The sequence below is a fragment of the Flavobacterium terrisoli genome, assembly GCF_030167905.1.
Classification (GTDB): Bacteria; Bacteroidota; Bacteroidia; order Flavobacteriales; family Flavobacteriaceae; genus Flavobacterium; species Flavobacterium terrisoli.
Genome location: NZ_JARGNA010000002.1, coordinates 190,374 through 213,814, shown reverse-complemented (window position 1 = coordinate 213,814; position 23,441 = coordinate 190,374). Strand labels below are relative to the sequence as shown.

Here is a 23,441-nt window from a genome sequence, read left to right as displayed (position 1 = left end):
GTAAACCGTATTCGTTTTATACAAATGCCTCCCAATAACTTGGGAGGTTTTTTGTTTTATGATAAAAAGACAAACTTCAAATAGTTCTGTATAAATTCTTTGTTAAAATGTTTTCAAACGAAACCTATGCTTGTTATCATTAGGACTACTTTTTTATGTTAATTAACATAAATATAAAGGTAAAAAAGCTACAGATATTAAAAATGTTGTGTTATTTAGCGGAAATAAGTGTAGATAATAGACTTAAATTTTGTTTTTTTGTAGGACTGAGCCTTGTTTGAATGAAATGAGTTAAAAACTGGTCATTAATTGCAAGCAAAACTCAGTAAAATGCATCAAAATTTAGCATTATTAAATTACATCGATAATTTCTGCTATTGAACAATTATAATTGTTCTGTGCATTTATAACAGATATTTTCGCCAAAAAATCATTTACGCAAGTCTCAAAACAACAACACATGAAAAAATTACTACTCAATTCAAGGAAATTCAAACTAGCATTTCTATTTTTAACTTTCTTTTTTGTCAGTGCCACTTATGGTCAGAAGACATGGGATGGAGGAGCAGGAACAAGCAACTGGGGAGATGGTAATAACTGGAATCCAAACGGGCTTCCGGCTAATACGGATTCGGTTACTTTAACAGCCGGTCAAGTCGTTGTGGTAAACATTCCCGGTGCGGTTTGTGCCTCGGTGCAAATAAATAATTCAACTAATAATGGTGTGACTACTTCACTAACCATTAATAGCGGACAAACATTAACTGTTGGTAGTGGTGGAGCCGGCGCCGTAACAATTGGTTCGGCTACCGCTATGGGTAATGGGAATATAAGTACAACAACATTAACAGTTTCCGGAAACTTGGTGTGTGGAAATATTAATCAATCACCTGGAAATAGAACCGCTGGATCTGGAGGTGACGGAAGAACCAATCTTACGATTAATTCGACAGGGGTTGTTACGGCTACAGGAAATGTGGCAGGAACTTCGTTAAATGGAACGGGAACATTGACTGCAAGTGCATCAGTTATTTTCTCAGGTGCAGGAACCTTAAATTTGACAGGGACTTTTTCTACAACGGTTTTTACTCAGTCGACAGGTACTGTCAACTATAATAATGCCGGTGCACAATCGGTAAGGGCGGGTGCACATTATAATGTTTCCTTAACAGGTTCGGGAACAAAAACACTAGCGTCTGGAACAACAATATCAAATAATCTCACGGTTAATGGATCTCTTGCTGCTCTAAATACAGGTACAACTTACAATGTAAATTCGCTTACTTTAGGAAGTTCAGGGACGAATACCGGTACTTGGGGATCAACAACATCTTCCGCTACCTATAAAAACAATACTTATTTTACCGCTACCACTGGTATGGTTAATGTAGCAGCATACACTAGTACAACACCAACAGTTACACCAACCGTTGGTTCTTATACTTATACTGGTTTGGCGCAAGGTCCAAATGCAGCAACCAACACAGGAACCGGAACCAGCTATACTTTTAGTTATGTTGGTGTGAGTGGAACTACTTATGGTCCAAGTGCAACCCGCCCTACAAATGCAGGTAGTTATACCGTAACCGCTACAGTAGCGGACAGTTCGGATGGTTTTTACAGATCAAATAGTTCTAGTGCTACGGCTTTTTCAATCGCCACAAGAGCTTTAACGATAACGGCCAACAATGGTACTAAAGTTTATGGTACGACTCAAAGTACACCAGTAACAGGTTCAGCAGCGTTTGGTTCAACCGGTTTGCAAAATGGTGAAACTATCGGTTCGGTAACTTTGACTTATGGAGCAGGAGCTTTAGCTAATAACGCAGCAGTTGGAAGTACTTCAACGATTACGCCATCAGCGGCGACCGGAGGTACATTTACGGCGAGTAACTATAGCATAGCCTATACGCCAAATTCAGGAACCTTAACCGTAACTGCGGCTAACTTAACGATTACAGCGAATAATGGAACCAAAGTTTATGGTGTAACACAAACTACACCGGTTTCAGGCTCGACTGCATTCGGTTCAACCGGATTGGTAAATGGTGAAACTATCGGAACAGTGACTTTGACTTATGGCGCTGGCGCTTTGGCTGGAAATGCTGTGGTAGGAAGTACTTCGACGATTACACCATCGGCTGCGACCGGAGGAACATTTACTGCAAGCAATTATAATATCACTTATACTCCAAATTCAGGAACATTAACCGTAACTGCTGCGCCATTAACCATAACAGCTAATAATGACAGCAAAACTTATGGGCAGACGTATACCGTTGGTGCAGGTTCTACAGCATTTACGCCGACTGGTTTGCAAAATGGGGAAACGATTGGAAGCATAACGACTGCAAGTACAGGAGCGTCAGCAACAGCTGCAGTTGGTTCATACAACATAGTGGCTTCAGCGGCAACTGGTGGAACATTTACAGCGAGTAACTACTCGATAACCTATAATAATGGGACGCTTACCGTGAATGCTGCGGCATTGACAATAACAGCAAACAATGGTACCAAAGTTTACGGTACGACTCAAAGTACACCGGTAACAAGTTCAGCCGCTTTCGGGTCAACCGGTTTGCAAAATGGTGAAACTATCGGAACGGTAACTTTGACTTATGGAGCCGGAGCTTTAGCAGCCACAGATGCTGTGGGAAGTACTTCTACTATTACCGCATCAGCGGCAACGGGAGGAACTTTTACAGCCAGTAATTACAATATTACTTATACGCCAAATTCAGGGACGTTGACTGTTATTGCGGCTAACTTAACGATTACAGCAAATAACGGAACCAAAGTTTATGGTGTAACACAAACTACACCGGTTTCAGGTTCAACGGCATTCGGTTCAACCGGATTGGTAAATGGGGAAACTATCGGAACAGTAACTTTAAATTATGGAGCTGGCGCTTTAGCAGCTACAGACGCTGTTGGAAGTACTTCAACGATTACACCATCGGCTGCGACCGGAGGGACATTTACGGCAAGCAATTATAATATTACCTATACCCCAAATTCAGGAACATTAACGGTTACTGCTGCTCCATTAACGATAACCGCTAATGATGACAGTAAAACTTATGGGCAAACTTACACTGTAGGTTCAGGTTCTACAGCATTTACGCCAACTGGTTTGCAAAATGGGGAAACTATTGGAAGCATAACCACTGCAAGTGCAGGAGCAGGAGCAACTGCAGCAGTTGGTTCATACAGCATAGTGGCTTCAGCTGCAACTGGAGGAACATTTACTGCAAGTAATTATTCAATAACCTATAATAACGGGACGCTTATCGTGAATGCTGCGTCATTGACGATAACGGCAAACAATGGTACCAAAGTTTATGGTACAACCCAAAGTACACCGGTAACAGGTTCAACTGATTTTGGTTCAACCGGATTGGTAAATGGGGAAACTATCGGAACGGTAACTTTGACTTATGGAGCCGGAGCTTTGGCAGCTACGGATGCGGTTGGAAGTACTTCTACAATTACGGCATCAGCGGCAACAGGAGGAACTTTTACAGCCGGTAATTATAATATCACTTATACGCCTAATTCAGGAACCTTAACTGTTATTGCGGCTAACTTAACTATTACAGCGAATAACGGAACCAAAGTTTATGGGACTACCCAAAGTACGCCGGTTTCAGGTTCTACTGCTTTCGGTTCAACCGGATTGGTAAATGGGGAAACTATCGGAACGGTAACTTTGACTTATGGAGCTGGTGCTTTAGCAGCTACAGATGCTGCTGGAAGTACATCAACGATTACACCATCGGCTGCAACCGGAGGGACATTTACAGCGAGTAACTACAACATCACTTATACTCCAAACTCAGGAACATTAACCGTTACAGCAGCTTCATTAACCATTACAGCTGATAATGCTGTAAAATGTTTTGGAACTACTTATACTTTAGGAACTTCGGCCTTTTCTTCAATCGGATTGCAAAATAGTGAAACCATCGGAAGTGTAACCTTATCAAGTACAGGTGCAGCTTCAGGTGCTGCTGTTGGTTCACATCCAATAGTTTCGTCGGCTGCAACCGGTGGAACATTTACTGCATCAAACTATAACATTACTTATGTTGACGGAACTTTGACCGTTAATGCTTTGCCAAATGCTCCAATTGGAACAGATGGTGCGATTTGCAGTACCGGAACAGTAAATTTATCTGCCTCAGTAAACGGAGGAGAAACAGTAGATTGGTATGATGCTTCTTCCGGAGGAACATTATTATTGAGCAATTCAACAAGTTATACTACACCAAGTATTTCTTCTACAACAATTTATTATGCTGAGGCCAGAAATACAACAACCGGTTGTGTTTCAGGTTCAAGAACAGCGGTTACTGCTTTTGTATACGGAACTTCTTTTAACTCAGGAGCAATTAGTACAAGTGGCGAGACAGTTTGTTATAATGGATTTCCGGCTTTTGCAATCGGTAGTCTTTCTGATGCAACTGGTGGCGATGGGTCTATAACTTATGTTTGGCAAGCAAATGGTGTTGATATACCAGATTCAAATTCGGCAACTTTTGATCCACCACCAGGATTAACTGTTACAACAACCTATATCAGATTTGCTAAAGACAATACCTGTAACCCAACATTTACACAATCAAGCGGAAGCTGGGTAGTGACAATTTCTAATGATAATACTTGGACAGGTAGCGTAAGCACAGCATGGTCAAATGGAGCTAACTGGTCTTGTGGTGTAGTACCTGCTGCGGTTTCAAATGTAACCATCAGTACGGCTACTTTTTATCCAGAGATTTCATCAAATGTAACAATCAACACTTTGACTTTAGATTCGGGAACTACTTTAAAAGTTAATTCGTTAAATGGTTTGACAGTTACAGATGTAATTGACAATGACGGAACTTTGACAATAGAGAATAATGCCAATTTACTTCAGACCAATAATGTATCCAATATAGGTTCAGGTTCAACAGTGGTGAAACGCAACAGTTCTGCTTTAAAACGTCTTGATTATACCCTATGGTCTTCACCGGTTACCGGACAGGGATTGTATGCCTTTTCACCATTGACTTTTGCTAACAGATTCTATCAGTATTTGACTGCTACTAATGTTTATAACAATAGTTTAGGATTCAATATTACCGGTTTAAACGGAAATGGAGTAAACGGAACCGATACGAACAATGTTCCTTTTACTGTTGGACAAGGTTATTTAATCCGTATGCCATGGAATCATCCAACTACAGCAACTCCTTGGAATGGACAATTCACAGGAACGGCCAATAATGGAGATTATTCAATCAGTATTAGCGATAATGGTTCAGGTTTCAGATATAATTTAATCGGAAATCCATATCCATCACCTATAAGCGCGGTTGATTTTGTGGCTGCCAATAGACAATCAGGAGATGAGAGAATTACCGGGGTGTTATATTTCTGGAGAGAAACAAACAATACAACGGCCAATAATGCTTACTGTTCTTGGTCTCCTGCGGGTGGAGGAAATGGTACTTATGTATCCAATGGCCAACCAGAAGCCAATGATTTGAATGGTGTAATACAAACCGGTCAAGGATTTATCGTTGAGGCCGAAAGTGGTGCTTCAGCGGTTGAGTTCGACAATACTATGCGTCTTAATAATACCGCAGGACAATTCTTCAGAACGAATCAGGAGGTAAATACCGTTTCTGAATCTAACCGTATTTGGTTAAATGTAACCAATGCAGCAGGATTATTCTGTCAAACAGCCTTTGGTTATATGACTGATGCGACTATGGGTTATGATGGCGGTATTGACGGTAGATTGATTAATGATGGTGACATCGCTTTGTATTCAACCGTAGGAAATGAGTCTTTGGTTATCCAAGGAAGAGCTTTGCCATTTGAGTTGAGTGATGTTGTGCCATTAGGGCTTAGAATCACTAATGCAGGAAACTATACGGTTGCAATTGACCATGTGGACGGATTGTTCTCAGAAGGACAAACCATTTATTTACGCGATAATTTAACAACTACAATCCATGATTTAACCACTGGAGCTTACAATTTCAACTCAGATGCGGGAACATTTGCTTCGCGTTTTGAAGTGCTTTACCAAATGCCGTTAGGTGTTGGCACTCCAACATTCAATGCGAATCAGGTGGTTATCTACCAAAATGAAGTGAAAGACTTTGTAATTAAAACCGGTAACATTGTTATGTCTGAAGTGAAAGTATTTGACATCAAAGGTCGATTGATATTAGAGAAAAAAGAAGTAAACGATTCACAAACGATTATCAATGTTGGTCAAAGCAATCAAGTGCTTTTGGTTCAAATCACTTCTCAAGAAGGATTGGTAGTAACCAAGAAAGTGATAAGATAGTTCAATCCCTAAAATAGAAAAACCCCATCAAGTAATTGATGGGGTTTTTTATTGAAGTTTATTTAAAGTTTAATCTTGTAAAGAGAAATAAAATTTAAACTGTTCTTTTGTTTTTTCTATAGGTGTAAATCACAAATAAAACACCTGTGATTGCCAATAAGATTAGTTTACTGTTTATTGGAGCCGGTTGCGGGTCACCACCTTCAAGACCGCCGCCACCATCATCGTCACCGGGACCGCCTTGTGCAAAAACTACAAAATCGGAAGCTATTAGAAATAGGGTGACAAAATAAAATTTTAAATTGTTTTTCATAACTTTTTGTTCAAGCCGTAAATATAATAATCATTTTTAAACATAAAAAATTTAGGATGTAATTTTAAAGTTAATTAGTCAAATTCAGAGGTGAAATACAATTTAACGTTTGGAAACTTGCTCTGTGTCATTTGTATCGTGAATTCAGAGTCGGCCAGGAACACCAATTGACCATATTTGTCATGCGCCAGGAATTTCTGTTTGATTCTTTTAAATTCTTTGAATTCCTCACTTTTCGGGTCTGTTGGTTTCACCCAGCAAGCTTTGTGAACCGGGAAATTTTCATAGCTACATTTCGCACCGTATTCATGTTCCAAACGGTATTGGATAACTTCATACTGCAAGGCACCAACGGTTCCAATGACTTTTCGATTGTTCATTTCCAAAGTAAACAACTGCGCCACACCTTCATCCATCAGCTGGTCAACACCTTTATCCAATTGCTTCGCCTTTAACGGATCGGCATTGTTGATATAGCGGAAGTGCTCCGGTGAAAAACTCGGGATTCCTTTGAAACTCATCATTTCTCCTTCGGTCAAAGTGTCTCCGATTTTAAAGTTACCGGTATCGTGTAAACCTACAATGTCTCCCGGATATGAGATATCCACAATTTCTTTTTTCTCGGCAAAAAAAGCATTCGGGCTCGAAAATTTCAGGTTTTTATTTAATCTTACGTGAGTGTAAGGTTTGTTTCTTTCAAATGTTCCCGATACGATTTTGACAAATGCCAAACGGTCACGGTGCTTTGGATCCATATTAGCGTGGATTTTGAACACAAAACCACTCATTTTTTCTTCCTCAGGTTTAACCAATCGGGTTTCTGATTCTTTTGGTCTTGGTGTAGGAGCAATTTCGACAAAACAATCCAGCAATTCTCTTACGCCAAAATTATTCAGGGCTGAACCAAAAAATACCGGTTGCAAAGTACCGTTCAAATAGCTGTCGCTGTCAAACGCCGGATAAACTTCCGAAATCAACTCGAGTTCTTCTCTTAATTTAACCGCTGGTTTTTCACCAATGATTTTTTCCAATTCCGGACTCGCAATATCCGAAAAGGCGATGGTATCTTCAATGTTTTTACGGCTGTCACCGCTGAAAAGATTGATGTTTTGTTCCCAAATATTATAAATACCCTGAAAGTCATAACCCATACCGATTGGGAAGCTCAAAGGCGTAACGGTCAATCCTAGTTTTTGCTCCACTTCATCCATCAAATCGAAAGCATCTTTTCCTTCTCTATCCAATTTATTGATGAAAACAATCATCGGGATGTTACGCATACGGCAAACTTCTACTAATTTTTCGGTTTGTTCCTCAACACCTTTTGCCACATCAATTACCACAATCACACTGTCAACAGCCGTTAAGGTTCTGAAGGTGTCCTCGGCAAAATCCTTGTGACCCGGTGTATCAAGAATGTTGATTTTTTTGTTCTGATAATTAAAAGCCAAGACCGAAGTAGCCACAGAGATTCCTCTTTGACGCTCAATCTCCATAAAATCGGAAGTAGCTCCTTTTTTAATTTTGTTGTTTTTTACCGCGCCGGCTTCCTGGATGGCTCCACCAAAAAGCAATAGCTTTTCAGTTAAGGTTGTCTTTCCGGCATCGGGATGTGAAATAATTCCAAAAGTCCTGCGGCGTTGTATTTCTTTTAAAAAACTCATAATTTTCGATAAATTGTCTGCAAAAATACTATTATTTACTCATTATTCAGACATGTATTTGAAGTCAGTTTTGTTTAATGTAAAACATCGTAAAAGTTCTGTTAATAAAATTTTGTTAATAGTAGCCCCGATACTTGTATAATGTGTTTGAATTGTTACTTTTGTTGATTGTTACAACTAAAAACTAAAGTGGTTTTGGGCACTTGCAAAAACCAAAATTTAATTGTGAATTTTTTTAAAAACAGATAACAGATAAGATGAGTTTAAAACAGTTTTTTTTAGGATTGTTCTTTTCAATGTCAATTGCCGCCTCAGCGCAAAATAGTTCAAAAGAAGTTTTATTTACTATTAACGAAAAGCCTTATTATACCGATGAATTTTCAAGGGTTTACAAGAAAAATTTAGATTTAGTAAAAGACGAATCACAAAAAGATTTGAACCAATACCTTGAGCTTTTTGTAGGCTATAAACTAAAAGTGAACAAAGCCTATAAATTAGGATTGGAAAACAATCCGAAGTATCAGAATGAGTTAAAATCCTACCGGACTCAATTGGCAAAAAACTATTTTAACGATACCAAAATTACCCAGGAATTGGTTGAAGAAGGTTACAATCGCCTTCAAAAAGAAGTAAAAGCATCACACATCCTGATTTTAGTAGATGAAAATGCATCTCCAGAAGATACGCTTAAAGCCTATAAAAAAATAGAAGAAATCAGCAAGAAAGCTTTAGCCGGAGGAGATTTCGCGGCTTTGGCCATGGAATATTCAGAAGATCCGTCTGCCAAAGAAAACAGAGGTGATTTGGGTTACTTTTCGGCTTTCAGAATGGTTTATGCTTTTGAAAGTGCGGCCTTCAATACGCCAAAAGGTAAAATTTCAAAAATCATCAGAACCCGTTTTGGTTACCACATCCTAAAAGTGGAAGACGTTAGAAATAACCGTGGTGAAGTTACCGTGGCGCACATCATGATTTTGAATCCGAAACCGGAAGATACCGATCAGGATAAAGCGAAGAATACCATCAACGACATCTACAAAAAAATCCAACAGGGAGAAAAGTTTGAAGATTTGGCCAAACAATTTTCAGAAGACAAATCATCATCATCCAAAGGCGGTGTTTTGAACAAATTCGGTTCAGGTCAATTGAGCTCTGAAGAATTCGAAAACATGGCTTTTTCATTGACTACGGCTAATGAAATCTCAAAACCATTCCAGTCACAATTCGGATGGCACATCATCAAATTGATTCAAAAACATCCGGTACGTACTTTGGACGAAATGAAAAATGAACTGGAGACGAAAGTAGGTAAAGATGACCGATCAAAGAAAATTACAGCTTCTTTGAATGAAAAACTGAGAAAAAAATACACCTATAAAAAAGATGCTAAGCAATATGCTGCGATTTCCAAATTGGTGACCAACGATTTTTATGAGTCAAAATGGAAACAACCAGAAAATGTTAATGATTTTACGGCTCCGTTATTGACTATCAATGCTAAAAAAATTCAAGGAAAGACCTTTTTGGAATTTGTTGACAAACAACAAAAAGCCAATTTGACGACCAAACCGATTTCAAAATTGGTTGACGCTTTGTATGAGAAATTCTTAGACGCCCAATTAACGGCTTACTATGATGAAAATCTTGAAACGGAATTTTCAGAATTTGCTAACGTAATGGAAGAATACCGCGATGGATTATTGCTTTTTGATTTGATGGAAAAAGAAATCTGGGAAAGAGCAAAATCGGATACGGTTGGTTTACAGAAATTCTACGATGAGCACAAAAATGAGCACTTGTGGAAAAACAGGGTTGAAGCAACCATACTTTCTTCTACTAAATTGGATGAGATTAAAAAAGCTTTGGCTTTATTAAAGAAAGGCACCGAAGTACAGGCGATTAAGGAAAAACTAAACGTTGGTAATGTGGTTAATGTGATGAGCAATAGCGGCACATTTGAAGAAGGAAATGACGCTTTGCCAAAAAGCACCAAATTTGAAGTTGGAATTTCGGATATCGTTAAGGAAGGCGAATACTATTTTGTGACCAAAGTAGACAAAGTATTGCCAAAAGGCGTAAAAACTCTGGATGAATGTAGAGGTAAAATTGTAAACGACTACCAGCAATACCTGGAACAAAGATGGGTTGATGATTTGAAACAGGAGTTTAGTGTTAAAATCAACAGAGATTCTTTTGAAAAAGTAAAAAAACAGCTGAATCCATAAAATGATTAGAAGTGGCCTTTTCCTGGTAATGGTTTTGTTTTGTTCTTGTAATTATTTTAAGCCGGAACAAAAGCTAGAATCAATTGCCAGAGTCGGAAAGAGCTATTTGTATAAAAGTGATATTGCTACTTTAGTTCCGGCCGGAACGTCAAAAGAAGACAGCATACTGATGGTTCGGGATTTCATCAACCGATGGGCCAGTCAAAAATTACTTATCGAAGCAGCGGAAAGAAACCTGAGCGATAAGAAAAAAGGAGAATACAACGCTTTAATAAAGCAATACAAAATAGATTTATATACCAAAGCGTATATAGAAGAAGTGGTTAAAAACACCGTAGATACTTTGGTAACCCAACAAGAGTTAAAAAAGTACTACGACGAAAACAAGGAGAATTTTAAAACTACCGGAACTTTGGTTCGACTGCGTTTTATCAATCTGTCAATAGACAATCCGCGTTTTGCCACGATAAGAAGTAAGTTCTTTGATTATAATAAGAAAGACAAAAAGTTCTGGGATACCTATGCGCTACAGTTCAAGAGTTTTGCTTTGAACGATTCGGTTTGGGTTGACATGAGCCAGGTGTATGTGAAATTGCCGGTCATCAATCCCGATAACAGGGATGATATTATACGACCGGGAAAGAAAGCCCAGATTCAGGATAATGATGATGTCTATTTAATTAAAATCACCAATGTGATTGATCGAAATCAAATCTCACCATTTGAATATATCAAACCCACGCTGAAAGAAGTTATACTAAACAAAAGAAAATTAGAATTAATAAAGAAATTTGAAAAAGAGATTACGGATGATGCCATTAAAAACAAGGATTATGAAATATATAAATAGCCAACTTGCAGTAGCAGTTATTGCTACAATTTTTACAGTTGGTTCTGCCAATGCACAGGAGATAATCAAGGATACCGTGAAGACCAATCCTCAGGCAAAAATGGCTCAAAAACTTAAAGTTGACGGCATCATTGCCACAGTAGGAGATTATATTGTTCTGGATTCTGATATCGACAAATCATTTTTGGAATTGTCAAGTCAGGGACAATCGGTTAAGGACATTACACGTTGCCAGATGTTGGGCAAGTTACTTGAAGAAAAATTATATGCCCACCAAGCCATTCAGGATAGTATCGTGATTAAGGATGAAGAGGTAAAAGAAAAAATGAGTGAGCAGATTGGTTATATGGTGGAACAATTGGGTTCGATGGAAAAAGTAATCAGCTATTTCAAAAAAGACAGCGAAGAAGATTTCAGAAATGAATTGTTTGATATCATCAAGACCAACAAACTGACGATGGAAATGAGAAAGAAAATCATCGATGCAGTTGAAATCACTCCGGAAGAAACCCGCAATTTCTTTAAGACCATTTCACAGGAAGACTTGCCGGTTTTTGGTGCCGAAATGGAAGTAGCACAGATTGTGGTTATCCCTAAAATCAGCCCTGAAGAAAAGCAAAGAGTCATCAATCGATTAAAAGAAATCAAAGCTGAAGTTTTAGCCGGTTCGAGTTTCAAAACCAGAGCCGTTATTTATTCAGATGACAGAGGTTCGGCCTCCAATGGTGGTTTTTATAAAATCAACAGAAAAACGCAATTCGTAAAGGAATTTAAGGATGTGGCATTTAGTTTGGGCGAAGGAGAAATCTCTGAGCCGTTTGAAACAGAATATGGTTTCCACATTATCATGGTGGAGAAAATCAAAGGCCAGGAAGTTGAATTAAGACATATCTTAATGATGCCAAAAGTGTCCGATCAGGCTTTGAAAGACGCTAAAGAGAAAATCATTACCATCAAAAATAAAATTGAAAGTGGTGAAATTTCTTTTGCCGATGCCGCAAAAACCATGTCTGAAGAGAAAGAAACCAGAGCGAACGGAGGAACGTTAATCAACCCGAAAACCCAGGATACACATTTTGAATTGACCAAAATGGATCCGAGTTTATACAGCGAAATATCTAATTTGAAAGATAAAGCGATTACGCCGCCAATTTTAGAGGATGATCCTAGAACCGGGAAAAAATATAAAATCATCACGGTGACCAACAGAATTGATGCTCATACTGCTGATTATGCCAAAGATTATATCAAAATCAAAGATTTGGCACTAAAAGAAAAACAAATCAAAGCCATTGGAAAATGGTCTGACGAAAAAATCAAGGAAACCTATATCAAAATTAATGGCGAATACCAAGATTGTGTATTTGTCAATAATTGGTTGAAAAAATAAATCGTACTTTAGAACATTCAAATCCTAAAATCCTGAATAAAATGTCTGATGTTGCTGCCATTCAAAATTTAGTTCAAAAACGTTTAGAACTTAAAAAAGAGATTGCGAAGATTATTGTAGGTCAAGACGATGTCGTTGACCAAATTTTATTGAGTATTTTCTCGGGCGGACACGCACTATTGGTTGGTGTTCCCGGTTTGGCCAAAACCTTAATGGTAAATACCATTTCACAAGCTTTAGGATTGGATTTCAAACGCATTCAGTTCACACCCGATTTGATGCCTTCGGATATTTTGGGAAGTGAAATCCTCGACGAAAACCGTCAATTTAAATTCATCAAAGGACCAATATTTGCCAATATCATTTTGGCAGATGAGATCAACAGAACACCGCCAAAAACGCAGGCTGCTTTGTTGGAAGCGATGCAGGAACGTTCGGTGACGATTGCTGGTCAAAACTATAAATTGGCCTTACCGTATTTCGTATTAGCAACGCAAAACCCAATTGAGCAGGAAGGAACTTATCCTTTGCCGGAAGCGCAATTGGACCGTTTTATGTTTGCCATAAAATTGGATTATCCATCGTATCAGGAAGAAGTACAAGTGGTAAAAAGCACCACATCTGATGAGAAGCAAGTGATTAATCCGTTATTTACTGCTCAGGAAATCATCGATTTCCAACACTTAATCCGTCGCGTTCCGGTGGCTGATAACGTAATCGAATATGCGGTAACTTTGGTTGGCAAAACACGTCCGAAAGGAGCTTTGGCTTCTGAATATGTGAATAATTATTTGGATTGGGGCGCAGGACCAAGAGCTTCGCAGAACTTAATTTTGGCTGCCAAAGCCAATGCGGCTTTCAATGGTAAATTTTCTCCCGATATCGAAGATGTAAAAGCGGTTGCGACCGGAATTTTGCGTCACAGAATCATCAAAAATTACAAAGCTGATGCTGAGGGAATTAGCGAGGAGATGATTATTGATAAATTGCTATAATATTTCGGTCTTTTTTTCGTTTTCTGTTTATCAATGCAACAGAATATGAAAAAATACATTCTTCTTTTACCTGAATTTATTCTTCTTGGGCTGACGGCTTTTTGGTTTCTGGAAAACATTTTAGCGACCAATCATTTTAATCCGTTCGCCTTTATCGTATTTTCGATACTCTTATTGCAGGTGGTTTTTCAAAACAAATACCTGGGCTTTTTGATGGCGTGGCTGTTTTTTTTGTTTTCCCTATATATGGTTTTAGCGGTTTTCTTAGAATTCAGGGATTTTCCAACGGTCACTTCTGATGCGATTCATTTACTCGCTGTAGGATTGCTTATGTGTTTTTTGGCCATTGGTTCTGCAGTAATCATGTTTTGGAAATATTTGCCAAGGGTTTTTCCGTTCAGTCATTAACTTTGCTTTTGAAGCAAGTCATCCAATTCTTTGTCGTAAAAAAACAAAAACATGCTGCCCATCATATCTTGATCAGTGGCTGTGGTATTATCAACTTCTAACACAATTTCGTATTCGTGGTTCTCATAGAGCCAAATGCCTTCCTCAGACGAAAAAGGATCAATACTGGTCAAACCGGTTTTTCCTTTGTGATTTGCGATTTTACTTTTAAAAATGGCTTTCCCGGTGGTTTTGTCAAATAATGAAATGCTGGTTGCAAACGGATGCACATGAATCGCCGCTGCATGCAAACGCAAACTGTCCTTGATTTGCAATTGCGATGTGACGCTGCTTCGATAAGTGTTTTTACCGGCCGGAATAACCCAATGCCCGGAAAGCATATTGCCATTTCCGTCATCATAACTGTGGTTTTTGGTTTCTACCGGTATGCACATATTGGTTCCCGGATCGGTTGGCGATTTGCTTGGGTCATATTTGTCATAAGGCAGCATGATAAAAGCGGTACGGCTCATCAATGGCTTTAAGTTTTTGGCTTTCGAATAATTGATATCCACTTCATGTCGTATCCAAAAATTGGCATCAGGCAAATTGTGGTTCAAAGATTCAGTAGTAACATAAAGCAATTCATTGCCTTTCATCGGTACGCCGTAGCCTTTTGGAAAACTGAAATTTTCCATGCCGTGTGAAAGCGAAGTCAGTCTCGGATATTGTTTGCCGATTCTTTTTTCCAAATGAAACGAACTGTAATATTTCACATCGTTAAAATCGACATTGGTATGGCAGATAAAATCCTTGGAAACCGGCGCGAGTGTTTTATTATCCAATGCTTTCACTTCAAAACCAGTCAGCCAAAGTACGGTTGAGTCCTGTGAAAGCTGTACATAATTGGAAGATTTCGGACCTTCCATCGATTTGTAAATGCCGTCAATGTAAAACTCAGGTGAAATCATTTTGTACGTTTCCGATTGGTTAGCGACCTTCCAGTCTTTTTCTACTATGCCTAATTTTTCAAACACAAATGATTTCACAATCGCTTTGTGTCGGTTGGGCAATTGCCAATACCAAATTGCGCCGGCCAATATACCGAGGAGAATCAGAACTCCTGAAATTTTATATATCTTTGATTTCAACATATAACAAATGTACATTTTATGATTGGGAATCAAAATCAAAATAGAATATTTGGATTGGATGTGATGCGCGCTGCTGCCATTTTGATGGTAATGTTTGGCCATTGCATTTGGGTTTTTCCTTTGACTTATGGCGTTTTTCACCAGTTAATGCTCCTGTCGGGTTTCTTGGGTGTTGAGGTGTTTTTTATTTTGAGTGGATTCCTGATAGGGAAAATTTTATACGAATTGTATTTAAAACAGGATTTTTCGATGAATTCGGTTGTCTTTTTCCTCAAAAGAAGATGGTTCAGAACCTTACCCAATTATTTATTGATACTCATTGTCAATATACTCATTGCTTTTGTCATCGGGAATGATATTTCCTATTCCTGGAAGTACTTTTTCTTTGCCCAAAATATCTTTACGCCAATGACGCCGTTCTTTACCGAATCCTGGAGTCTTTCCGTTGAAGAGTTTGCCTATATTGTTTTGCCGCTATTCTTGTTTTTAGTTGGAAGTGTTGTCAAGCCTCAACAAAAATCGAAGTTTTTTCTCTTCTCGGTTTTGATATTGATACTGCTTTTCTTTTGTAACAAGATATTTTACCAAAATACGACAACCAATACGACTTTAAACCAATGGAACATGTCGTTGAAAGCTGTGGTCATTTATAGGTTAGACAGTATTTTTATAGGTGTTTTGTGCAGTTGGATTTACTTGAACTTTAAGGAATCCTGGAGAAAATACCGTTACATTTTCTTTGTTATTGGGATATTTTTATTCCTGTTCCAATTTGTCGCCATCGGTTATTTCGGGTTGTTTATTGAAACCTATCCGGCTTTTTGGAACATTCTCTATTTGCCTTTGGTATCGGTAGTGGTCGCTTGCTTTCTGCCATTTTTCTCAGAATGGAAAAAGGAAAAAACAGTCATAAAAAAGCCAATCGTTTTCATCAGTATAATTTCCTATTCAATGTATCTTTTACATTATGGTGTCGTATTGCAGCTGCTAAAACATAACATTGATTACAATGCCCAAAATCCGATTGAATTGTATGGATTTTTATCGGCTTATGTGTTCATAACCTTATTTTTGAGCTATTTATTGTATCGTTTTTACGAAAAACCTCTCATGGATTTAAGAGATAAAAATTAAGAATAGTCATTTTTTGACTTTTAAAATATGTAATTGTTAAAAAACGGTTGTCAAAAATCGCTATTTCCTAAATCATTCTCCCGAATTAACTTATTTTATTAAAAACTTTTCTTAAGTACAACGTTTTCGTAAATTTGCACAGCAAACAAATTAACCCAGTTTATTATGGCTTTTGATATTGAAATGATTGAAAAAGTGTATGCTACTATGGCTGCCCGTGTTGACAAAGCACGCGAGTTAGTTGGTCGCCCACTTACCTTATCTGAAAAGATTTTATATTCGCATTTATGGGAAGGAATGCCTTCTCAATCGTTCACTCGTGGAAAAGATTATGTTGATTTTGCGCCGGACAGAGTGGCTTGCCAGGATGCTACGGCACAAATGGCTTTATTGCAATTCATGCACGCCGGGAAAAAGACTGTTGCAGTTCCTACTACCGTACACTGTGACCACTTAATCCAAGCAAAAGTTGGCGCTACAACCGATTTAGCTGTGGCCAACACGCAATCAAAAGAAGTATTCGACTTCCTTTCTTCAGTATCCAATAAATATGGAATCGGGTTCTGGAAGCCGGGTTCAGGAATTATCCACCAAATCGTTTTAGAGAATTATGCATTCCCGGGCGGAATGATGATTGGTACCGATTCTCACACAGTAAATGCTGGTGGTTTAGGTATGTTGGCGATTGGTGTTGGTGGTGCAGATGCCGTTGACGTAATGTCGGGAATGTCATGGGAATTGAAATTTCCCAAACTGATAGGAGTAAAGTTAACCGGAAAACTAAACGGTTGGACTTCTCCAAAAGACGTAATCCTTAAAGTAGCAGACATCCTTACTGTAAAAGGCGGAACAGGTGCTATCGTAGAATATTTCGGTGAAGGCGCAACCAATATGTCCTGTACCGGAAAAGGAACCATCTGTAACATGGGAGCAGAAATCGGAGCAACGACTTCTACTTTTGGTTATGATGATTCAATGAGAAGATATTTAGCCGCTACAGATCGTCAGGATATTGTGGATGCAGCCGATAAAGTTGCCTCTTACTTAACTGGTGACGCTGAAGTTTATGCTAATCCGGCAGCTTATTTCGATCAATTAATCGAAATCAACCTTTCTGAATTAGAGCCACACATCAACGGACCATTTACTCCGGACAGAGGAACACCGGTTTCTAAAATGAAGGAAGAAGCCATTGCCAATGGTTGGCCTTTAAAAATTGAATGGGGATTAATTGGTTCTTGTACCAATTCATCTTACGAAGATATGGCGCGTGCCGCTTCTATTGTGGAGCAGGCTGTTGCTCATGGCATTACGCCAAAAGCTGAGTTCGGAATCAACCCAGGCTCAGAACAAATCCGTTACACTATTGAAAGAGATGGCATCATCGCGACTTTCGAGAAAATGGGAACCAAAGTGTTTACCAATGCTTGCGGACCATGTATCGGGCAATGGGACAGAACAGGTGCTGATAAAGGAGAGAAAAATACAATCGTTCACTCGTTCAACCGAAACTTCTCAAAACGTGCGGACGGAAATCCAAATACCCATGCTTTTGTAACGTCACCGGAAATGGTAGCCGCATTGGCAATCTCAGGAGATTTGACTTTCAATCCGCTAACAGATACCTTGTTAAACGATAATGGAGAAGAAGTTAGATTGAATCCTCCAACAGGTGATGAATTGCCAAAAAGAGGTTTTGATGTGGAAGATGCGGGATTCCAGGCACCGGCAGCTGATGGTTCATCAGTTCAGGTAGCGGTTTCTCCTACGTCAGACCGTTTACAACTTTTAGCACCATTTGAAGCTTGGGATGGAAAAAACATTTCAGGGGCTAAATTGCTAATCAAGGCATTTGGTAAATGTACTACGGATCACATTTCTATGGCTGGACCATGGTTGCGTTTCCGTGGCCACTTGGATAACATTTCTAACAATATGTTGATTGGAGCAGTAAACGCTTTCAATCAGGAAGCGAATAAAGTGAAAAACCAATTAACCGGTGCTTACGATGCAGTTCCTGCAGTGCAAAGAGCTTATAAAGCGGCTGGTGTTCCATCAATTGTTGTGGGTGACCACAATTATGGTGAAGGTTCTTCTCGTGAGCATGCAGCTATGGAACCACGTTTCTTAGGGGTGAAAGCGGTATTGGTAAAATCATTTGCCCGTATCCACGAAACCAACTTAAAGAAACAAGGAATGTTGGCACTAACTTTTGCCAATGAAGCTGATTACGACAAAATCCAGGAGAATGATACTATTAATTTCTTAGACTTGACCGAATTTGCTCCGGGTAAACCATTAACCTTAGAGTTTGTTCATGCTGATGGTTCAAAAGATACTATCCTGGCAAACCATACTTACAACGACAGTCAAATTGGTTGGTTTGTTGCCGGTTCGGCATTGAACCTTATTGCTGCCGGTAAGGCGTAATCAAAATCAATATAGTCCATAAAAAAAGCTCAACTAAATGTTGAGCTTTTTTTTTAAATGTTCTTTTTGTAAATTTCTTTTTTCCCTGAACACCAACTTACCGTTTCATAATAAAAATCTACAGCAGTCAGATTGTCCTTTTTCCTGATGACACACCTCCCGGTAACATCCGCTTCATCACCAAAAACCGTTACTTTCTGATCGCTTTGTAATTTCTGATCTAAGTACATGCGGTAAATTTTGGTTGCAATTTCTTGACGAATTGTCATTTTGGAATTAAACGTACTGATGATAACAGTTCCGTTTTTGTTTTTCGCAACGTACTCCATTCCGTTGTGACCGTAACTGTAGGTAGTTACTTTTGGCTCTTCATTATCTGAAAAGGCAAAACAAGTCATGATTAGTAGACTAAAAATTGTTTTCTTCATAAATGTTTGATTATAGGGGCATTGTTTTTTTGACAGGCGAAAAATAGTAATTATTTTAATACGCACGACACTTATTAACAAAAAAGTGTTGAAAACAACAAAAAAGCCGCTTAATTAGGAAAATTAAACGGCTTTTTTTGCGAATTAATAAACTATTAATAATAAGTATAGCGTCTTACTTTGGCAATATATTTGGCCAAACGAATTACCTGATGGCTGTAGCCGTACTCGTTGTCATACCAAACATATAGTACTATATTTTTTCCGTCACCGGATACAATTGTAGCGTTACTGTCGAAAATCGATGGAGCAGAAGTACCAACAATATCAGAAGAAACCAATTCGTTATTCAATGAATATTTGATTTGCTCTACCAATTCGCCTTCTAAAGCGTATTTTTTCATGATGTTATTCACTTCTTCAACTGAAGTTTCTTTTCCAACTTCCAAATTCAATACTACTAATGAGCCATTTGGAACAGGAACACGAATCGCATTGGAAGTCAATTTTCCGGCTAAGCTTGGTAATGCTTTGGCCACGGCACTTCCCGCACCGGTTTCAGTGATTACCATGTTCAAGGCAGCAGCACGGCCACGACGGTATTTTTTGTGCATGTTGTCTACCAAGTTTTGGTCATTGGTATAAGCGTGAATGGTTTCCAAATGTCCTTTTACCACTCCAAGTGTTTCTTCAACCGCTTGTAGTATTGGCGTAATCGCATTCGTAGTACAAGAAGCTGCGGAGAAAATATCTACAGTTTCAGGGTTATGATCGTTGTGGTTAACTCCGTAAACGATGTTTGGAACACCTTTTCCTGGCGCGGTTAATAATACTTTTTCAACACCTTTCGAAACCAAATGGCGTTTCAAGGCTTCTTCCGTAGTGAAAGCACCGGTATTGTCTATTAGTAAGGCATCTTCAATGCCGTATTGTGTATAATCAATTTCTTCCGGAGAAGCAGCCGTGATGATGTGAACCGTAGTTCCGTTAATAATCAAAGCATTATTTTCAACATCTGCCTGAACTGAACCTTCGAAATCACCGTGAACTGAATCATAACGCAACAACGAAGCTCTTTTTTCTAAAGATGAAGCATCGTTTCTATCACGGGTCACAATAGCGCGTAGACGCAGCTGTTGTCCTTTCCCTATTTTGCTCATCATTTCACGCGCTAACAAACGACCGATACGACCAAAACCATATAAAACCACATCTTTTGGTTTGATGTTTTGAAATTCTCTCGCATTTTTCAACTTGTCAATCACAAATGCTCTGGCATCGTGGTATTTGTTGTCTTCTAAATGGTATTCGTAAGTCAGTTTTCCAATGTCAATACGAGCTGGTGGCAAGTCTAAATTAAGAATGGCTCTGGCAATTTCTACTGAATCAAAAACATTGATTGGTTTCTGAACAAATTCACCGGCGTATTCATGCAAATTGATGATGTCGCTCACATTTCTGTCGATCAATTGGTTTCTGAAAAGTACCAATTCGATAGATTTATCATACCATAAGTCGCTGATAATCTTGATGAATTCTACGCCAGCCTTTCGTCTGTCGGCCTGAAATGATAATTCCTTCTCGTATAAAGTATTACTGTTCATAAAAAAGAAAAGAGTTTAGTTTGTGTTGAAAATTTAAATTTGGCGCAAAAGTATAAAATAGAAGTGTTGCACGAAAACGATTTCGTAATTATTTAACAATAAAAAAAGCCAACCCTTTTATAGGTTGGCTTTTAGAAAAATAAGTAAGATGAATTTATATAATAATCTGAATCACTTGTCCCATTCTGTTGATCATTTGAATGCTGACACTTTGATTTGGGTCTTTTTTGTTTAAAAATCGGGATACCGATTCGACATCCGTGGCTTTGATATTATCTACAGATAAGATGATATTTCCTTTTAGCTGGTCTGCATAAGGCGCCAAATTTTCGCTGTTCACTTCTTTGATGCGAACCCCATAATCAATTCTGTATTTCTTTTTGTCGGAAGCATCAATGTCTTCCAATTCCAATCCTTTGAATTCAGTGGTGAAGAGGTCGTTTTTAATCAAAGTCACCGAAGCCATTTTGGTCTCACCATCTCTGGTGTAAGTTACCTGAACTTTGTCATTTGGTCTTTTGGTATTGATATAACCGGTCAATTCGGCAAACGAACTGATTTTTTGATTGTCGAGTTTTTTGATGATATCGCCATTTCTCAAACCTGCTTTTTCAGCGCCGGAATTTTTGGTTACCTTATTAATATAGAAACCTTCGGTGTCATTAATGCCAAATTCTTTTGAAGCTCTGCTGTTCAATTCCGAACCTTCAACACCCAAAATGCCACGTTGCACACCGCCAAATTCCATAATGTCTTCAATGATTTTACGGGTAATATTAGACGGAACCGCAAAAGAATAACCGGCATAACTTCCTGTAGGCGATGAAATCATCGTATTGATTCCAATCAATTCGCCGCGGGTATTGACCAATGCACCGCCACTGTTCCCGGGATTTACGGCAGCATCGGTTTGAATGAACGACTGAATGCCGTTAGCACTGTCTAAATTTCGGGCTTTAGCCGAAACAATTCCGGCTGTAACCGTCGAATTTAAATTGTATGGATTTCCAACCGCCAAAACCCATTCGCCCACTTTCACCTGATCTGAATCGGCAAAAGAAGAATACGGTAATTTCTCATCGGCATTGATTTTTAGCAAAGCGATATCCATTTTAGAATCGGTTCCGATGAGTTTTGCCTTGTATGATTTGTTATTGTTTAAGGTTACTTCCAATTCGTTCGCGCCGGCAATCACGTGGTTGTTAGTCACGATATAACCATCTTCAGAAATAATCACACCCGAACCGGTTCCAATTTGTTCCTGTTGCTGGCCACCGCGCTGTCCATAGAAGAATTCCATAATCGGATTGGAAACCGTTCTGACCGAGACATTCTTTACGTGAACAACGGTGTGAACGGCATTGGCTGCGGCTTCGGTAAAATCAACGGCTTCACCTGACAAGCCGACTGTTCTGTTGTTGTTATTGGAAGCCATCGTTACAATCGAATCACGGTTGTTGCTTCCGTCGAAAAATAATTTGTAAGCACCAAGTGTAGTGGCGCCGCTTAATAAAGAAACCAAAAATAAACTTGATAATCGTTTCATAGTCATTAACATTTAAATTACTTGAAAGTAAAATTATAAACTTTCATTTTTTCTTCAAACACCCTTTAACGCTCGTTTAACAATTTTTAAGTCAATCTTAAATTTTGCTATCTTTGTGGGAGTAAACAACGCTATGAAGATTAATTTTGCCAAATACCAGGGGACCGGAAATGACTTTGTTATGATTGACAACCGCAAGGGTATTTTTCCGAAAAATAACATTGAACTTATCGAAAAATTATGCGATCGACGCTTTGGCATTGGTGCAGACGGATTGATTTTGCTGGAGAATGACAGCGAAACCGATTTCCGTATGGTATATTATAATTCAGATGGGAATGAAAGTTCAATGTGTGGTAATGGCGGTCGTTGTTTGGTGGCTTTCGCCAAAAGCCTGAATGTGGTTCAGGATGACACCGATTTCATTGCGACTGACGGTCCGCATCATGCGTCCATTTTTGAAAACGGAATTGTGTCTCTTGGCATGAAAGAAGTTGATTTTGTAAAAATAGAACCCGATTATGTTTTCCTCAATACCGGTTCGCCTCATCATGTAATGATGGTTGATGATTTGAAAAATTATGACGTCAAAACCGTTGGTGCCCAAATTCGTTATTCCGATTTGTATGGAAAACCGGGAAGCAATGTCAATTTTGTAAATCAAATTTCAGAAAATCATTTTGCGTTGCGTACTTACGAGCGCGGTGTGGAAGATGAAACCTGGTCTTGTGGCACCGGAGCAACCGCCGCCGCGATTGCGATGCACGCCATTGGCAAAACTACCGCGCATCATATTCATTTGGATGTTGAAGGCGGAAAACTCGAAGTTTCCTTTGTAAAAGAAGGCAATAAATACACCAATGTTTTTCTGAAAGGTCCGGCAACCTTTGTTTTTGAAGGGGAAATAGAAATATAATTTTTAGCACGAAGGCACGAATGTATTTAAATAATCAATAGAAAATATTCGTGGATTAGTGG

General features: G+C 38.7%; 15 protein-coding genes. 9 read left to right on the top strand and 6 right to left on the bottom strand.

Annotated elements, in window-relative coordinates; all coding sequences use genetic code 11:
- Positions 1-460 precede the first annotated feature (460 nt).
- Positions 461-6,343 carry a RemA C-terminal-like gliding motility protein gene (locus tag P1K33_RS03005; RefSeq protein ID WP_284651381.1) on the top strand — a complete coding sequence of 1,961 codons (5,883 nt, stop codon included), beginning with the start codon at positions 461-463 and terminating at the stop codon, positions 6,341-6,343.
- A 94-nt stretch (positions 6,344-6,437) separates the two neighbouring features.
- Here the strand turns inward: P1K33_RS03005 and P1K33_RS03000 are convergent, their stop codons facing one another.
- Together P1K33_RS03000 and P1K33_RS02995 are read right to left on the bottom strand one after the other, a co-directional pair.
- On the bottom strand, positions 6,438-6,656 hold the full coding sequence (locus tag P1K33_RS03000; protein WP_284651380.1) for an Fjoh_0651 family PID-CTERM protein: 219 nt from the start codon (positions 6,654-6,656) through the stop codon (positions 6,438-6,440).
- A gap of 74 nt (positions 6,657-6,730) precedes the next feature.
- Positions 6,731-8,320, bottom strand: a complete 1,590-nt coding sequence (locus P1K33_RS02995; protein ID WP_284651379.1) for a peptide chain release factor 3 — start codon at positions 8,318-8,320, stop codon at positions 6,731-6,733.
- A gap of 257 nt (positions 8,321-8,577) precedes the next feature.
- Here P1K33_RS02995 and P1K33_RS02990 point away from each other — a divergent pair, with 257 nt between their 5' ends.
- From P1K33_RS02990 to P1K33_RS02970, 5 genes are read left to right on the top strand one after another with little or no spacing between them, the layout of a single operon-like run.
- A complete protein-coding gene (locus P1K33_RS02990) occupies positions 8,578-10,545 on the top strand; it encodes a peptidylprolyl isomerase (protein ID WP_284651378.1) in 1,968 nt (655 codons plus the stop codon).
- Between the two features lies 1 nt (position 10,546).
- Positions 10,547-11,395 carry a peptidylprolyl isomerase gene (locus P1K33_RS02985; protein ID WP_284651377.1) on the top strand — a complete coding sequence of 283 codons (849 nt, stop codon included), beginning with the start codon at positions 10,547-10,549 and terminating at the stop codon, positions 11,393-11,395.
- A complete protein-coding gene (locus P1K33_RS02980; protein ID WP_284651617.1) occupies positions 11,358-12,785 on the top strand; it encodes a peptidylprolyl isomerase in 1,428 nt (475 codons plus the stop codon). The genes P1K33_RS02985 and P1K33_RS02980 overlap by 38 nt, the downstream gene beginning before the upstream one ends.
- A 41-nt stretch (positions 12,786-12,826) precedes the next feature.
- Positions 12,827-13,780, top strand: coding sequence for an AAA family ATPase (locus P1K33_RS02975; protein WP_284651375.1), 954 nt, complete (start codon positions 12,827-12,829; stop codon positions 13,778-13,780).
- A 45-nt stretch (positions 13,781-13,825) separates the two neighbouring features.
- Positions 13,826-14,188, top strand: a complete 363-nt coding sequence (locus P1K33_RS02970; RefSeq protein WP_284651374.1) for a hypothetical protein — start codon at positions 13,826-13,828, stop codon at positions 14,186-14,188.
- On the opposite strand, the gene P1K33_RS02965 is transcribed toward P1K33_RS02970, so the two are convergent.
- Positions 14,185-15,321, bottom strand: coding sequence for a hypothetical protein (locus tag P1K33_RS02965; protein ID WP_284651373.1), 1,137 nt, complete (start codon positions 15,319-15,321; stop codon positions 14,185-14,187). The genes P1K33_RS02970 and P1K33_RS02965 overlap by 4 nt on opposite strands.
- Positions 15,322-15,339: 18 nt before the next feature.
- On the opposite strand from P1K33_RS02965, the gene P1K33_RS02960 reads away from it, so the two are divergent.
- Both P1K33_RS02960 and P1K33_RS02955 read left to right on the top strand, forming a co-directional pair.
- Positions 15,340-16,455: an acyltransferase family protein gene (locus P1K33_RS02960; RefSeq protein WP_284651372.1), complete on the top strand. Its 1,116-nt coding sequence runs from the start codon at positions 15,340-15,342 to the stop codon at positions 16,453-16,455.
- Positions 16,456-16,620: 165 nt separating this feature from the next.
- Positions 16,621-18,885 (top strand): aconitate hydratase, encoded by a 2,265-nt coding sequence (locus tag P1K33_RS02955; protein ID WP_284651371.1) that lies wholly within the window; start codon positions 16,621-16,623, stop codon positions 18,883-18,885.
- Between the two features lie 53 nt (positions 18,886-18,938).
- Here P1K33_RS02955 and P1K33_RS02950 read toward each other — a convergent pair whose 3' ends face one another.
- The 3 genes from P1K33_RS02950 to P1K33_RS02940 form a co-directional block, all read right to left on the bottom strand.
- Positions 18,939-19,313 carry a hypothetical protein gene (locus P1K33_RS02950; protein ID WP_284651370.1) on the bottom strand — a complete coding sequence of 125 codons (375 nt, stop codon included), beginning with the start codon at positions 19,311-19,313 and terminating at the stop codon, positions 18,939-18,941.
- 155 nt (positions 19,314-19,468) lie between these two features.
- The gene (locus P1K33_RS02945) at positions 19,469-20,917 is read right to left on the bottom strand and encodes a glyceraldehyde-3-phosphate dehydrogenase (protein WP_284651369.1); all 1,449 of its coding nucleotides are present in this window, start codon (positions 20,915-20,917) and stop codon (positions 19,469-19,471) included.
- 154 nt (positions 20,918-21,071) lie between these two features.
- A complete protein-coding gene (locus tag P1K33_RS02940; protein WP_284651368.1) occupies positions 21,072-22,463 on the bottom strand; it encodes a trypsin-like peptidase domain-containing protein in 1,392 nt (463 codons plus the stop codon).
- Positions 22,464-22,596: 133 nt separating this feature from the next.
- On the opposite strand from P1K33_RS02940, the gene dapF reads away from it, so the two are divergent.
- Positions 22,597-23,379 carry a diaminopimelate epimerase gene (dapF, locus tag P1K33_RS02935; RefSeq protein ID WP_284651367.1) on the top strand — a complete coding sequence of 261 codons (783 nt, stop codon included), beginning with the start codon at positions 22,597-22,599 and terminating at the stop codon, positions 23,377-23,379.
- Positions 23,380-23,441 lie beyond the last annotated feature (62 nt).

Coding starts and splice junctions, on each gene's coding strand:
- P1K33_RS03005 (WP_284651381.1), top strand. CDS start 461: ATGAAAAAATTACTACTCAATTCAAGGAAATTCAAACTAGCATTTCTA.
- P1K33_RS03000 (WP_284651380.1), bottom strand. CDS start 6,656: ATGAAAAACAATTTAAAATTTTATTTTGTCACCCTATTTCTAATAGCT.
- P1K33_RS02995 (WP_284651379.1), bottom strand. CDS start 8,320: ATGAGTTTTTTAAAAGAAATACAACGCCGCAGGACTTTTGGAATTATT.
- P1K33_RS02990 (WP_284651378.1), top strand. CDS start 8,578: ATGAGTTTAAAACAGTTTTTTTTAGGATTGTTCTTTTCAATGTCAATT.
- P1K33_RS02985 (WP_284651377.1), top strand. CDS start 10,547: ATGATTAGAAGTGGCCTTTTCCTGGTAATGGTTTTGTTTTGTTCTTGT.
- P1K33_RS02980 (WP_284651617.1), top strand. CDS start 11,358: ATGCCATTAAAAACAAGGATTATGAAATATATAAATAGCCAACTTGCA.
- P1K33_RS02975 (WP_284651375.1), top strand. CDS start 12,827: ATGTCTGATGTTGCTGCCATTCAAAATTTAGTTCAAAAACGTTTAGAA.
- P1K33_RS02970 (WP_284651374.1), top strand. CDS start 13,826: ATGAAAAAATACATTCTTCTTTTACCTGAATTTATTCTTCTTGGGCTG.
- P1K33_RS02965 (WP_284651373.1), bottom strand. CDS start 15,321: ATGTTGAAATCAAAGATATATAAAATTTCAGGAGTTCTGATTCTCCTC.
- P1K33_RS02960 (WP_284651372.1), top strand. CDS start 15,340: ATGATTGGGAATCAAAATCAAAATAGAATATTTGGATTGGATGTGATG.
- P1K33_RS02955 (WP_284651371.1), top strand. CDS start 16,621: ATGGCTTTTGATATTGAAATGATTGAAAAAGTGTATGCTACTATGGCT.
- P1K33_RS02950 (WP_284651370.1), bottom strand. CDS start 19,313: ATGAAGAAAACAATTTTTAGTCTACTAATCATGACTTGTTTTGCCTTT.
- P1K33_RS02945 (WP_284651369.1), bottom strand. CDS start 20,917: ATGAACAGTAATACTTTATACGAGAAGGAATTATCATTTCAGGCCGAC.
- P1K33_RS02940 (WP_284651368.1), bottom strand. CDS start 22,463: ATGAAACGATTATCAAGTTTATTTTTGGTTTCTTTATTAAGCGGCGCC.
- dapF (WP_284651367.1), top strand. CDS start 22,597: ATGAAGATTAATTTTGCCAAATACCAGGGGACCGGAAATGACTTTGTT.